Origin of the sequence: Streptomyces corynorhini (genome assembly GCF_003346515.1) — a bacterium.
Taxonomy (GTDB): Bacteria; Actinomycetota; Actinomycetes; order Streptomycetales; family Streptomycetaceae; genus Streptomyces; species Streptomyces corynorhini.
Genome location: NZ_QQNA01000156.1, coordinates 23,008 through 35,754 on the forward strand (window position 1 = coordinate 23,008; position 12,747 = coordinate 35,754).

Sequence of the window (12,747 nt, forward strand, 5' to 3'; positions counted from 1 at the left end):
CCGGGAATCTCCGAGGGAGAGAGGTGCCCTCGTCCCGGAGCGCTTTCGCCTTCTCGTGCCGTACCGCGCGAAGGAAGGGACATGATGGCTGTTTCACCCGCGCTGAAGTCCGACCGTTCCCGTATCTACGAGGAGCTGACGGCCGGACACGCGCTCATGCGCCGCGGTGCCGCGCTGGTCGTCACCGCGTTCACCCGTCTCGCCGACGGCGAGCCCGTCGATGTCAGAACACTGATCGCGACCACCCGCTGGCTGATCGACTTCGTCGGTACACAGCGCGCGAGCGAGGTCAGGCTCTTCTGGCCGGTGCTGCGCGAGCTGTTCCCCGGTCCCGTCGCCGAAATCGACCGGACGGTCGCCGAGCGTGACGCGCTCGAAGCCGAGCTGCACGCGCTCGACCGGTCGGTCAACGCGATCGCCGCCCGGGAGGTGACCGGCGGGCGCGCCGAGGCTCTGGCGATCATCAGCCAGGCGACGATGTCGGGGCTGCCGTCCGCGCAGCGCGTCCGGACTCTGGTGAACACGTACTTCGACGAGGAGGAGCCGGTTCTCGCGGAGCTGGTCCCGAGAGTGCCGGACCGGGAGGTCGCCCGGCTGCGCTGCGCCATCGTCCAGAGCGCTCCGCGCACCGGCCCGCATCTGGTGTTCGGGCTGCTGGAGGACCCGGACCGGCTGCCGGGACACGCGGCCCTGATGAGCCGTTTCCCGGCGTCCGTACGGTTGCTGCGCCCGGTGATGCTGGCGCGCTATCGATCCGTCAAGAGGGCGCTCGGCGTCGCCGAGCTGGAAGGGGCACGGTAGGCGCGGATCATCGGGCCGGTCGGCCCGTGTCGGTCGCGGCTGGTGACACGCTTCTCGTCGGCACCCCTTGTTGGCCCGTCGGGTTGTACGGGATACTTCTACAGCGCTGTAGATGAAGGCATCGAGGGATATCGCCCGATGTTCCCGTACGAGGTTTCCCGTACGAGTTACCCGTACGGGGTTACGTGCGGGGTGTACGTACGGGGTGTGACGTGCGGGACTTCTCGCGGGGCACGCGTATCCGTACGGACTCCGTCGTTCCCGGGAGAGAGCAGACCTGATGTTCGGCTTCAGTGAACTGGCCCTGATTCTTCTCGTCATCTTCGTGATCGTCGGGGTGAAGAAGCTGCCCGAGCTGACGCGCTCGGCGGGCAAGGCCGCGCGCATCTTCAAGAGCGAGAAGGCCGCGCTCAAGGAGGACGGGCGGGGCGACGGCGCCGCGGCGGGCTCCGCGCGGGCCGGGGAGCCCGGGGCCGGGCGGGCCGGGCGCCGTATCGTCACCGGCGTCATCGTCGACCGGGACCGGCCGCCCACCGGCTCCTGACGGCTCTCTGGGCGCACCCCGACCCTTCCCGGACCAGTCCCTGATCTCTCCCCCCGATCTCTCCCGGACCGTTCCCCGGCCTCTCCTGCTCCGGCCGGGCCCGGACGAAAGCCCCTAGACTGAGCCGCCGGGTTCAGAGGATGCGGGATTCAGGGATACGGGCTTAGGGTCCGCGCGGGAACGGGAGAGCGATGTGACGGCAGATGTCGGCGGCTTCGGGGATCCCCCCGCCGAGGTGCTGGCGGAGGCGGCTGCCGCGTTCGGGCTGCTCGCGTCGTCCGCGCGGCTGCACATCGTCTGGGTCCTGGCGCAGGGCGAGAGCGACGTGACCGGGCTCGCCGAGCGGGTCGGCGGCGCGCTGCCCGCGGTGAGCCAGCATCTGACCAAGCTCAAGCTGGCCGGTCTCGTCCGGTCCCGGCGCGAGGGCCGCCGCCAGGTCTACTTCGTGGACGACTCCGACGTCGTGACCGTGGTCCGGCTGATGGTCGGGCAGCTCACCGACCGCGCCGCGCACACCCCGGGCCCGCGCCGGATCAGCGACGTCGGCGCGTGAGACCGTCGTGTTCGAGTCCGCCGTACCCGAACCTGTGGTGCCGGGGAGCGGTGCGCCGCCGCCCGGCGCCCCCGGCGGCCCGGACGACGGGCGGGCGTGGCCCCGCAGCCCCGACGGCACCCCGGATCTGACCGGGCTCACCGCCCTCCAGGTGCTGCGGCACCTCGACAGCGGCCCGCGCGGGCTCACGGAGGCGCAGGCCGAGGAGCGGCTGCTGCGGTACGGCGAGAACGCGGTGCCCGAGTGGCGTACGGCGTCCTGGCCGCGCCGGTTCCTGTGGAGCCTGCGGGATCCGTTCACCGCCGTCCTGCTCTGCCTGGGTCTGGTCTCCGCCGCGGTGGCCGCCTGGGGCACCGCCCTGGTCATCCTGTCGCTCGTCGCGGTCAGCTGCGTGCTGCGCTCCTCGGGCGAGCACCGCGCCGACCGTTCCATGGCCGGGCTGCGCGAGCTGGTGGCGACGACGGCGACCGTGGCGCGCCGGGACGAGCCCCGGGAGATCCCCGTCGACCAACTCGTCCCCGGCGACGTGATCCGCCTCGGGCCGGGCGATCTGGTCCCCGCCGACGTACGGCTGTTGCGCGCGAGCGGCCTGACCGTCCATCAGGCGCCCCTCACGGGGGAGTCGGCGCCGGTCGCCAAGTACGCCGTGGACGCGGCAGGACCGGGAGCGACGGCAGGACCCGGAGCGACGGCGGGGCCGGGAGCGACGGCGGGGCCTGTCGTGTCCACGGGGCCGGTGGTGTCCACGGGTTCGGTGGGGTCCACCGGTCCGGCGGGGTCCACCGGTCCGGCAGGGGCTACAGACCTGCCGGAACCGGCCGCTCCGGTTCCTCCGTCCGCCTTCGCCGGGGTGTTCGCCCAGCCGCAGCTCTGCTTCCAGGGCAGCAGCGTGGCCTCGGGCAGCGGCACCGCGGTCGTCTTCGCGACCGGCGCGCACACGCGGTTCGGCGCCGCCCGGCGGCGGCCCTGGCGGCGCCCGCCCAGCGCGTTCGACCGCTCGGTCAACGGGATCTCATGGGTCCTCATCCGGTTCATGCTGCTGACCCCGCCGCTCGTCCTCATGGCCAACGCCGCCCTGCGCGGACGCGGCCTGGAGACGCTGCCGTTCGCGGTGGCGGTCGCGGTCGGGCTGACCCCCGAGATGCTGCCCGTCATCGTCACCACCGCCCTGGCCCGCGGCGCGGCCCGCCTCGCCCGCGTCCACAGCGTCATCGTCAAACGCCTGCCCGCGCTGCACGACCTGGGCGCGGTCGACGTGCTCTTCCTCGACAAGACGGGCACGCTCACCCAGGACCGGCCGGTGGTCGACCGGGCGATGGACGCGTGGGGCGACCCGGACCCGGACGTCCTGCGCTGGGCCGCCGTCAACGCCTGGTGGACGTTGCAGCTGGCCGATCTGCCCGCCCCCGACGCCCTGGACGGCGCGATCCTCGCCGCCGTGGGCGAGGACACCGCCGCCGAGGGCGCCGAGGGCGTCGCGGTCCTCCCCTTCGACCCGCTGCGCCGACTGTCCACCGCCGTCGTCCGGCGGCCCGGCCGCCTCGGCACCCACACCCTGGTCGTCAAGGGCGCGGTCGCCGACGTGCTTCAGCGGTGCGCCCTGGACGAGGCGGAACGGGCCCGGCTCACCGCGCTCGCCGTACGCGAGGCGGACAGCGGGCTGCGGCTGCTCGCGGTCGCCGTCGCCGAGCGGCCCGCCCGCCACCGCGACTACACACCGGCCGACGAGCGCGGCCTCGACTTCGTGGGCTTCGTCGCCCTCCACGACGCCCTCGCCCCCACCGCCGCCGACGCGCTGAAAGTCCTCGACGAGCGCGGCGTCAGCGTCAAGATCCTCACCGGCGACCACCCCGGCACGGCCGCCCGCGCCTGCCTCGACCTCGGCCTGGGGCCCGGCGAGGTCGTCACCGCCGACCGTATCGACACGCTCACCGACACCGAACTGGCCGCCCTCGCCGAGCGCACCACCGTCTTCGCGCGCTGCACCCCCGACCACAAGGCCCGTATCGTCGCCGTGGTGCGCGCCACCGGGCACACCACCGGATTCCTCGGTGACGGCGTCAACGACCTGCCCGCGCTGTACGCCGCCGACGTCGGGATCTGCCCGCGCGACGCCGTCGACGTCGTCCGCGAGTCGACCGATGTCGTCCTCGCGAAGAAGGACCTCACCGCGATCGACCACGCGATCTCCGCCGGACGTCACTCCAGCGGCAATATCGCGACCTATCTGCGGATAACACTCTCCTCAAACCTCGGCAACGTCATAGCGATGCTCGTCGCCGGGCTGCTGCTGCCCTTCCTGCCGATGCTCCCGGTCCAGGTCCTCGTACAGAACCTCTGCTTCGACGCCGCACAGCTCGCCTTCGCCTACGACCGGCCCACGTCCGAGACGCTGCGCCGGCCCAGCGAGCTGCGCTCGCGCGCGTTCCTGCGCTTCATCACCCGCTTCGGTCTGATCAACGCCACCGCCGACATGGCGACCTTCGCGGTGCTCGCCCTGACGCTGCGCACGGCGGCCGGGGCCGGGATCGACAGCCAGGCGGCCTTCCACTCCGGCTGGTTCACCGAGAACCTGCTGACCCAGGCCCTGGTGATGCTGCTGCTGCGGACGGGGGCGCGGCGCGCGCTGCTCGGACGCCCGCCCGAGGGCTCCGAGCGGAGCCGGGCGCCGAGCCCGGTGCGCTGGGCCGCCACCGGGCTCGCCGTGACCGGCCTCCTGCTGCCGCTGTCCCCCTTGGGCCCGGCGCTCGGCATGCCCGCGCTGCCCGCCGTGTACTACGTGCTGCTGGGCGCCGTACTCGCCCTGTACGCGGTCGGCCTGGTCGTCGCCAAGGGACGCCACGAGCGGCGCCACATGGCGCGGGAGGCCGCCGCCGACGACACCGACGACACCGGGGCCGCCGGGGCGGCTCAAGCCGCTGGTGCGGCTGGTGTGGCTCAAGCCGCTGGTGTGGCTGGTGCGGTTGAGGCTGCCGGTGCGGCTGAGGCTGCTGGTGCGACCGGTGTTGCCGAGGCGGCTGGGCCGGTGGCGCCGGAGGCCGCTCCGGTCGGCTCAGCCTCCCGCACCTCCGCTCAGCCGTAGGACAGGTTCGAGCACGGGTCGTCGTCCGCCGAACGCGCGTCGTCCGCCACGGCCGAGGGCACGGAGGCGCTCTCGCTCGGGTCGGGCTCGGCGGCGGCGGGACCGGCCGTCGGATCGTTGGCGAACGCGGAACCGACGATGACGTTGATGCCCGGCGCCGACGCCTGCTGGAGCTTCGCGCCGGGGAAGAGCCGCGCCGTGGTCTTGGCCTGCGCGTCCTCACCGGGGCCGTACTCGATCACGGTGGCGTCGTAGTCCTGGGTGCTCGCGGTCGCGGTGCCGGTGAGCGTGAAGCCGTGGTCCATGAGGAGCCGGCCACCGCGCGCGGCCAGTCCGGTGACCTCCGTACCGTTGTAGACGGCGACGGCGACACCCTCGCCCGACACCTCCTTCGACGTGCTCTGCGAGGGGGAGGGCTCGGCGGACGACTTCGACTTCTTGCCCTTGCCGCTGGCGTCCGTGCCGTCGACCGTACGGTCCGCCTTGAGCGCCGCCCAGAGCTGCGAGGCGTCCGGCTCGACGACGGCGACGCGCGCCCCCTGGTAGCGCCAGGGGATCGTGATGAACTTCGTGTTGTGCAGGTCGATGCTCTTCAGCCCCATCATGAAGCTGATCAGCTTGTCGGCGGTGCCCAGCTCCGGGTCGACGGTCATGGACTCGGTGGCGGCGTTGGCCAGCGGCAGCAGCTTGGTCGGGGTGAGTCCGTCGTCCTTGACCTGCTTGATCAGGCTTCCCACGAACGCCTGCTGGCGCTTGATCCGCCCGATGTCCGAGCCGTCGCCGATGCCGTGCCGGATGCGCACGTAGTCCAGCGCCTTGGCGCCGGAGACCTTCTGGACGCCCTGCTTGAAGATCATGTCGCCCCGGGTGGCGCGGTTGGGGTTGAGGTCCCTCTGGTAGAGGTCCGTCGGCAGACAGACCCGCACACCGCCGACGACCTCGGTCATCCTCGCGAAGCCCTTGAAGTCGACGACGATCGTATGGTCGACGCGGAGTCCGGTGAGCTTCTCGATGGTGTTCTGGGTGCAGGCCGGGTTTCCCTTGGCGGTCTGCCCGACGGAGAACGCCGCGTTGAACATGGCGTTCGTCTGTTCCTTCGTCCAACTTCCGTCGGGCAGCTGGCAGGGCGGTATGTCCAGCAGGGTGTCGCGCGGTACGGAGACGGCGACGGCATGCTTTCCATCCGCGTAGACATGCAGCAGGAAAGCGGTGTCGGAGCGGCCGACATCCTCCTTGTCGCCGCCGCCCAGCGCGCTGTTCCCCTCGGTCCGCGCGTCCGAGCCGATGACGAGGACGTTCTGTCCCTTCGACGTGGCCTCGGGCCGGTTGTCGGAGAGCCCGTCGGCGCTGAAGGTCTCGATGTTGCCCGAGAGCTTGAAGTAGACCCAGCCGACGCCTGCCGAGACGAGCACGAGAAGGGACACGGTTATCGCGAGCGTGAGCCGGAGCTTTCCGCTCCGCTTCTTCCGTCTGCGGGAGGCGGTGGATCGGGCGTCGGCGCGGCGTGCGCCGGCGCGACCAGCGTTGTTGCGACGCGCTGATGCCGTGTCCTGGCGGCTGCCTGACATATGTGCGCCCTCATCCCTCCGGCCGACCCCATGGTTGTACAGTTGCGCAATGTAGCAACTTTATTGATGGGTGCAGCCCGTGGGTTGGTTGCCTCCAGGTTTCAACGAGAGGAAGGCGAGGCGAGAAATGTTGCGCAACGGGTTTGAGCCATGGCACATGCTGGTCGTGGCTATCGTGATCATCGTCCTGTTCGGCTCGAAGAAGCTTCCGGATTCCGCCCGCGCCCTGGGTAAGTCCATGCGCATCCTCAAGAGCGAGGCCATGGCCATGAAGGAGGACGGTGGCACCGCCGCCTCCGCCGCTCCGGCCGCCGCTCCCGCCTCCGCCGCCGCCCCTGCCGCCGCTCCGGCTCCCGCCGCCTCTGCTGCCGCCGAGAGCGCCGCGCCCTCCGACGCCCCCGGTTCCTCCGCGAGCGTGGTGACGCCCGTGCCGCCCGTGACCGCCGTCGTGACCGACGCCCCCGTCACTCCGGGCGCGCAGCGCTGAAGCCGCGCGCCCGGTCCCGCGGCGCGCGTCAGGGGCTGGCCAGATCGACCCCGTACCGCAGGGGTTCGCCCTTCACGCGCAGGTCGCGACGGTAGACGAAGAGCGCCTCGACCTGTGCGCCGCCCGCCGGTCCGTCCAGCTCGCAGGGGTACGTCACCTGCACTACGGACGGCCGGTCGGCGACCCGCATCCGTACCCCGTCCGCGGGGCCGCCGTCGAGTACGGCGATCTCCCACGCGGTCTCTGTCGCCGTCTCCGGCGATCCGTGTATCTGCTGCCCTTGCGTCATCGTGTGCGCCCTGGCTTCATATCCCATGGCCACACTTTAAAGGTTGCGCAATCTTTGAACTATAGCCACTTCGGATCGTTCAGCGGCGTTCGTGCGGAGGTGTGGGCCGCCGCGGTCATGGCGACAGCAGCCGCCGCCGACGGCCGTTCCACGTGTAGTGCAAGGTGGCCACTCCGCGCACGTGCGGGTCGCGCAGGCACTCGTAGATGTGCAGGGAGGGCACCTGCGGCCAGTTGCCCATCAGCCGCTCGCTGGTGAGGACGAAATCCAGGTCCAGGTCGACCAGGATGCGGCCGAGCCTGCCATGGGTGGGCTCGTCCACCTTGGCGAAGGCGTCGTCCAGCAGGATCAGCCGCGGCGCGTGCGGAGCGGACTCGCCGAGTGTGGTGAAGTGCGCGGCGGCGGCGGCGAAGAGCACCAGATAGGACAGCACGCGCTGCTCGCCCTGGCTGAGCCCGGTGCGGCCGGTCAGCCGACGCCTGCGGCGCGGGGCCGCGTCCTCGACCACGAAGGTGTGGAAGCGGAACCAGTCCCGGTAGTCCAGCGCGGCGCGCAGATGCGCGGTGTAACCGGCCGCCGGATCCGCCCTACGGGCCTCCTCGATCCGGCGTTGCAGCACCTCGCGCAGTTGCTCGGTCCGCTCGCGGGTCCGCGGCCCCGAAGGGCCGCTCAGCAGTCCGACCGCCGCGCGTACGTCGGCGTCCGCGTCCGCGTCCAGCTCCCAGCGCAGCTCCACCCCCAGGCCGTGGGACGTCCGTACGGTCCGCAGGGTGTCGTTGAGCGCGCCGACCAGCCGGGCCGCCGCCGTGACCTGGGTCGAGAGGTGGTCGCCGAGTTCGCCGGTGAGGAAGCGCCGGAAGACCTCGCGCTCGCGGTCGGTGAGCCGGCCGCGCGCCTCGGCGGCCCGACCGGCGATCAGCGTCCCGACCAGCGCCACGTCGTGATGGCCGTGGTCGTCCACGAGCCGGCAGATCTTGATCCCGTCCTGCTCGTCGAGCTGCGCGTCGTAGCCGCCGGCCAGGTGGTCGCGCAGCTCCGTGTGGCGCTTGAGCAGGGTGCTGTCCGCGACCTCGGGCCCGGACGCGGCAAGCCGCTCCCGTACGGTGTCGGCCAGCTCGCGCAGGGCCCGCAGCCGGCCGCGGACGCCCGCGTCAGGGAAGGCGTCCGGCGCATGGTCCGATGCCTGGCCCGGCGCGTGCGGCGCATGGCCCGATGCCTGGCCTGAGGTGGAGGTGCGGCCTGAGGTGTGGTCCGGTGCGTGGTCCGGGGGCAGTGGCGCGTCCGTCGGCTCCTGGCCCGTACCGTCGGTCGGGTCGAGTCCCGCGCCGCGCACCACCTCCGGGCGGGCGAGGGCGCCGCGCAGCCGCCCGCCCGCCTCGATGACGGCGGCCTCCTGGCCCACCAGCACCTCGCGGCAGCGCTTCTCGCTCTCCTCCGCGCGCACCCGCTCCGCGCGCGCCTCGTCCAGCGCGGCGCGAGCCGCCAGGAGGGCATGGGCCGCGGCCGCGAGCCGGTGCCCGGCGCGTTCCTCACGGGCCAGGATCTCGTCCTTGGCCGCGCCGACGGTCTCTTCGCGCGTGCGCAGGGCCTGCCGGGCCGGGCGCAGCTCGTCGAGGCGGGCCCGGTACTCGCCCTCGGCCCGCGACCGGTCGGCGCGGGCCCGTTCGTACCCGGCCAGATCGGCCGGGTTGTCACCGAGCGCCTCGGCCGTGCCCGCGACGGACCGGCCCAACTGGTCGAGCCCGCAGGTCAGCGCCGTCAGCGCGGTCCCCACCCGGGCGAGCCCGCCGGGATCGGTCGGCAGGCCGTGGGCGCTGGCCGTGGCCTCCGCCTCGCCGCGCGCGGCGACGGCCCGGGTGCGCGCCTCCTCGGCGGCGCGGGCGGCGCGGCCCGTCCCGCCGGTCAGCTCCCGTACGGCGCTCTCGTCGCCCGCCACCCCGGCCCAGGCGGCGGCCAGCCGTCCGGTACGGGGGAACTCCCGCCACATCCGCCCCAGTTCGCGGCGGCATCGATCGCTCTCCGCGAGCCGCTCCCGGTCGGCGGCCAGCAGCCGTTCGACCTCCGAGAGCCGCCGCTCCGCCTCCGACTCTGCCCCTGGCCCTGGCCCCGGCCCCGGCCCTGGCTCCGGCCCCGGCCCTGGCTCCGGCCCTGGCTCTGTGACCGCGCGGCGGCGGGTCTCGGCGCGCCCGGCCGTGCCCACGTACCGCGCGGCGTCCTTCATGTGCCGTCCGCGCAGCGCGCCGAGCCGCCAACTGCCGTCGTAGTAGACGGCGCTCGGCGCGGCCGTCGCCCGGGTGGTGTCCTCCGCCGGGACCAGCGCGACGGCGGCCAGCACCCTGGCTACCCGCTCCGCGCTGACGCCGCTGTCCGGATCCGGGGCAGGCCGCAGCGCCTCGGCCAGCGTCGGCTCTGCGGGCACGGGCACGGGCCCGCCGGGCTGGAGCAGGGTGTGCCGGATCAGGGTGTCGCAGGTCAGCGAGTCGATGAGCGCGCCGTCCGCCGGGATCCAGGAGTCCAGGAGCCCGCTCGCCTCCAACGCCGCCTCCAACCCCGCCTGAGTGGAGGGGGAGAGACCCTCGACGAAGTCCACCAGCCGGTACAGCGGCGCACCGGTGCCCGGTGCGCGCCGGGCGTCGCGGTGGTACGGAGCGGGCGGCTCCGGATCCGTCCGCCGCTCCCGGCCGGCCAGCTCCGCGCTCAGCCGGTCGCGCTCCGCCTCGTACCGGCCGACGGCGACGGCGAGCGCGTCCCGACGGGCCGTCACCTCCTCCTCGTACGGGTCGAGCGCGGCGCGGGCGGCCTCCTCCACGACGGTGCCTGTCCCGGCGGGCAGCGCGCGCTCCGCGAACGGCGCGTACGGGGAGGTCTCGTGGGCCACGGCGGCGAGGACGGCCTCCAGAGGAGGGCGGTCCGAACCGGCGGCCCGCGCCGCGCGCCGCACCCAGCGCGCCACCTCGCGCGCGTAGCGGAGGCTCTCCTCCGCCACCGCCTCCCGGCTCTCGGCGAGGCGGCCCGCGGCCTGCTCCGTCTCCTCCTCAAGCCGTTCGCGGCCGGTGTCGGCGCGCGCCGCCTCCGCCCGCGCCTCGCGGGCCGACGCCGCCAGCTCCGCGACCTCCTGGACCGTCCTGCTCCGGTTGCGCGCCACACTCCTGGCGCCCTCCAGCCGCTCCCGCCACGCGTTCAGGGCCCGCTCGACGGCGGACGCGTCCACCCCGCTCACCGGCGTGTGCCGGACGGTCCTGGTCGCGCCGCCGGGTCCGGTCAGCTCCTCCCGCGAGGAACCGGCGAGGTCCGTACGGGCCAGGGCGACCGGCTCGCCCAGCCGCGCGACGGGCAGCCCGGCCCGCTCCGCCTGGGCGAGCAGCGCCCGGTGCTCGGTGGCCAGCTCGCCGAGCCGGCCGCCCAGCCGACGTCCGCCCCGGGCCAGCCGCTCCGCCGCGTCCTCCTCGGCGCCGTGCGCCCGGACCAGGGCGGCGAACGCCGTACCGGCCGCCGAGCCCAGGGCGGCGACCGCGCTCCGGCGCGCCGACAGCTCCTCGGCGCCCCGGTACGCCGCGCTCGCGCGCAGGGCGTCGAGTTCGGCGGTGGCGGCCCGCCGCTCCTCCCGCAGGGAGATGAGCCGCTCGTCCGCCTCGGCCTCCCGCGCGCGGAGCCCGGCCGTCCGCTTGGCCGCGTCCCCGGCCTCGCGGCGGCGCCGTACCAGGGTGTCCAGCTCCTGGCCTACCCCCGCGGAGGCACGCAGCAGAACCCCCGTCAGATAGCCGCGATAGGTGGAGAGGAAGGTGCGCAGCGCGGTGTCCGTCCGCTCCAGGCGGCCCAGTTCCTCCCGTACGGCGTCCAGGTCATGCAGATTGCGCGCCACCTTCTCCACGACCTCGTCGTCCAGCCCCGGCAGCGTCTCGCCGAGCAGGGAGACGAGCCCGCCGGACTCGATGCGGTCGCCGACGGTGGGGCGTCGCAGTCGGTGCAGCAGCTGGGTGAGGTTGCGGTAGCGCGCGGCGTCGGCGATGCCGAACAGCTCCCGGGCCACCCGGGAGCGGTGTTCGGCGGCGCGGTCCGTGACGTTCTCCGCGCCCACCGCCTCTTTGAGACGGTCGAGGGGCAACGGCCTTCCCGCGTCGACGAGATGGAGGTCGGCGCCGACCCGCAGCGAGGTGACGAAGAAGGACGGCACCGCCCTCTTGGTCGACTGCGAGGCCCGGATGGCGGCGCCGAGCGTGAGATAGCTGTCGCCGCCGCCGGGCGTCGCCCGGCGGAACTCGACCCAGAGGTAGCCCATCCGGTTCGTCCGCTCGAAGCCGTCGAGCATCAGCCAGGCGAGCGTCGTGCGGCCCGTGCCGGTGGCGTCCAGGGCGCGGGAGTCGCCGTCCAGCAGGTACGGGAGGAGCATCTCCAGGGCCTTGGACTTGCCCGCGCCGTTCTTTCCGCGCAGCAGCAGCCGCCCGTCACCGAAGGCGAACTCCTGCTCGTCGTACTGCCAGACGTTGCGGATTCCGGCGCGGTGCAGCCGGAAGCGGGGCGAGGCGGGGGTGGAGGCCGGGGTGGAGGCGGCGCCGGTCCCGGCACTGTCGTCGGCCGTGGTCGAGCGCTGTGCGGGGATGGGGCTCGGCGGCGTGTTCGCGGGCGGCGGGGCCTGTGTCATGACGTCAGCTCCTGTTGTACGGCGGCGTCCGGTCCCGTCCCGGCCGCCTTCTTACGGACGGTGACGCGCGGTGCGTAGCGGGCCGCCGCCGCGAGCAGCACCCAGTCGGCGCCGGGTGCCTCCGCGCCGTCGCGTGGACGTGAGACGCGTGGACGTGAGTCGTGCGGACGGGCATCCAGTGGATGAGCGTCGTGCGGACGGGCGCCGGGTGGATGGGCGTCGTGCGGATGGGCGCCGGGCGCCGCGGCACCGGAGCGGTCCGCGGACCTGAGCGCCTCCGCCGGGCCGGTGCGCGCCATCAGCCGCATCCGGACCAGGAGGTCGAGGACGGCCTCCCGCAGCGCGGCCGGGTCCTCCAGGAAGCCGCGCTGCCAGCCGCCGCTCCGGCCGTACTCCGCGACGACCTCGGCCAGCAGCGCGTCCACCAGGCCGTCGGGGACCGCCACCCCGACGGTGAGCCGGCCGCCGGTCGCCGGATGGCCAGGCTCGCGCGGGCGCAGCCGCTCCACCAGCCGCTCGACCAGGAGCAGCGCGGCCTGCGCGACCGTACCGGTGCCCGGCAGCCGCAGATCGGTCAGCTCCTCCTCCGGATCCACCAGCGCCACGCCCTCGCCGCGGATCTCCGCTTCGAGGCCGAGAAGCTCGAAGAACGCCCGTGCCTCGCGCCGCTGCCGGGTCCGCAGCCAGTCCCGCTCGGTGCCGGTCAGCTCGTCCAGGTAGACGGCTGGTGTCTCCACGAGCATCCGGCGCACGTAGGTGGCCGGGCCACCTACGTGCGCCG

Annotated in this window: 8 protein-coding genes and 1 pseudogene; 5 read left to right on the forward strand and 4 right to left on the reverse strand. The window is 73.9% G+C overall.

What is annotated here, in order from left to right:
- The first annotated feature begins 81 nt into the window (after window positions 1-81).
- The 4 genes and pseudogenes from DVH02_RS19920 to mgtA form a co-directional block, all read left to right on the forward strand.
- A complete protein-coding gene (locus tag DVH02_RS19920; RefSeq protein WP_114625184.1) occupies window positions 82-801 on the forward strand; it encodes a hemerythrin domain-containing protein in 720 nt (239 codons plus the stop codon).
- 280 nt (window positions 802-1,081) lie between these two features.
- Window positions 1,082-1,345, forward strand: a complete 264-nt coding sequence (locus DVH02_RS19925; protein ID WP_114625185.1) for a twin-arginine translocase TatA/TatE family subunit — start codon at window positions 1,082-1,084, stop codon at window positions 1,343-1,345.
- 193 nt (window positions 1,346-1,538) lie between these two features.
- Window positions 1,539-1,898: an ArsR/SmtB family transcription factor gene (locus DVH02_RS19930; RefSeq protein WP_114625186.1), complete on the forward strand. Its 360-nt coding sequence runs from the start codon at window positions 1,539-1,541 to the stop codon at window positions 1,896-1,898.
- Between the two features lie 7 nt (window positions 1,899-1,905).
- Window positions 1,906-4,752, forward strand: a pseudogene (mgtA, locus tag DVH02_RS19935) (magnesium-translocating P-type ATPase); the annotation flags it as partial.
- Between the two features lie 218 nt (window positions 4,753-4,970).
- Here mgtA and DVH02_RS19940 read toward each other — a convergent pair.
- Entirely contained in the window at window positions 4,971-6,548 is a 1,578-nt protein-coding gene (locus DVH02_RS19940; protein WP_114625187.1) for an LCP family protein, read from the reverse strand.
- 127 nt (window positions 6,549-6,675) lie between these two features.
- Between DVH02_RS19940 and tatA the strand changes: the two genes are divergently transcribed.
- On the forward strand, window positions 6,676-7,035 hold the full coding sequence (gene tatA, locus DVH02_RS19945; protein WP_114625188.1) for a Sec-independent protein translocase subunit TatA: 360 nt from the start codon (window positions 6,676-6,678) through the stop codon (window positions 7,033-7,035).
- A 28-nt stretch (window positions 7,036-7,063) separates the two neighbouring features.
- Here the strand turns inward: tatA and DVH02_RS19950 are convergent, their stop codons facing one another.
- From DVH02_RS19950 to DVH02_RS19960, 3 genes are all read right to left on the reverse strand, one after another.
- Window positions 7,064-7,351, reverse strand: coding sequence for a hypothetical protein (locus DVH02_RS19950; RefSeq protein ID WP_233518335.1), 288 nt, complete (start codon window positions 7,349-7,351; stop codon window positions 7,064-7,066).
- Window positions 7,352-7,439: 88 nt separating this feature from the next.
- Complete coding sequence (locus tag DVH02_RS19955) at window positions 7,440-11,966, reverse strand: TIGR02680 family protein (protein WP_114625190.1); 4,527 nt, start codon at window positions 11,964-11,966, stop codon at window positions 7,440-7,442.
- Window positions 11,963-12,747 (reverse strand): DUF2398 family protein (locus DVH02_RS19960; protein WP_114625194.1); only part of this gene is annotated, 785 nt, incomplete at its 5' end. The genes DVH02_RS19960 and DVH02_RS19955, both read right to left, overlap by 4 nt.

Bases quoted from the DNA above. Each gene is read 5' to 3' on its own strand.
- DVH02_RS19920 (WP_114625184.1), top strand. From the start codon at position 82: ATGATGGCTGTTTCACCCGCGCTGAAGTCCGACCGTTCCCGTATCTAC.
- DVH02_RS19925 (WP_114625185.1), top strand. From the start codon at position 1,082: ATGTTCGGCTTCAGTGAACTGGCCCTGATTCTTCTCGTCATCTTCGTG.
- DVH02_RS19940 (WP_114625187.1), bottom strand. From the start codon at position 6,548: ATGTCAGGCAGCCGCCAGGACACGGCATCAGCGCGTCGCAACAACGCT.
- tatA (WP_114625188.1), top strand. From the start codon at position 6,676: ATGTTGCGCAACGGGTTTGAGCCATGGCACATGCTGGTCGTGGCTATC.
- DVH02_RS19950 (WP_233518335.1), bottom strand. From the start codon at position 7,351: ATGGGATATGAAGCCAGGGCGCACACGATGACGCAAGGGCAGCAGATA.
- DVH02_RS19955 (WP_114625190.1), bottom strand. From the start codon at position 11,966: ATGACACAGGCCCCGCCGCCCGCGAACACGCCGCCGAGCCCCATCCCC.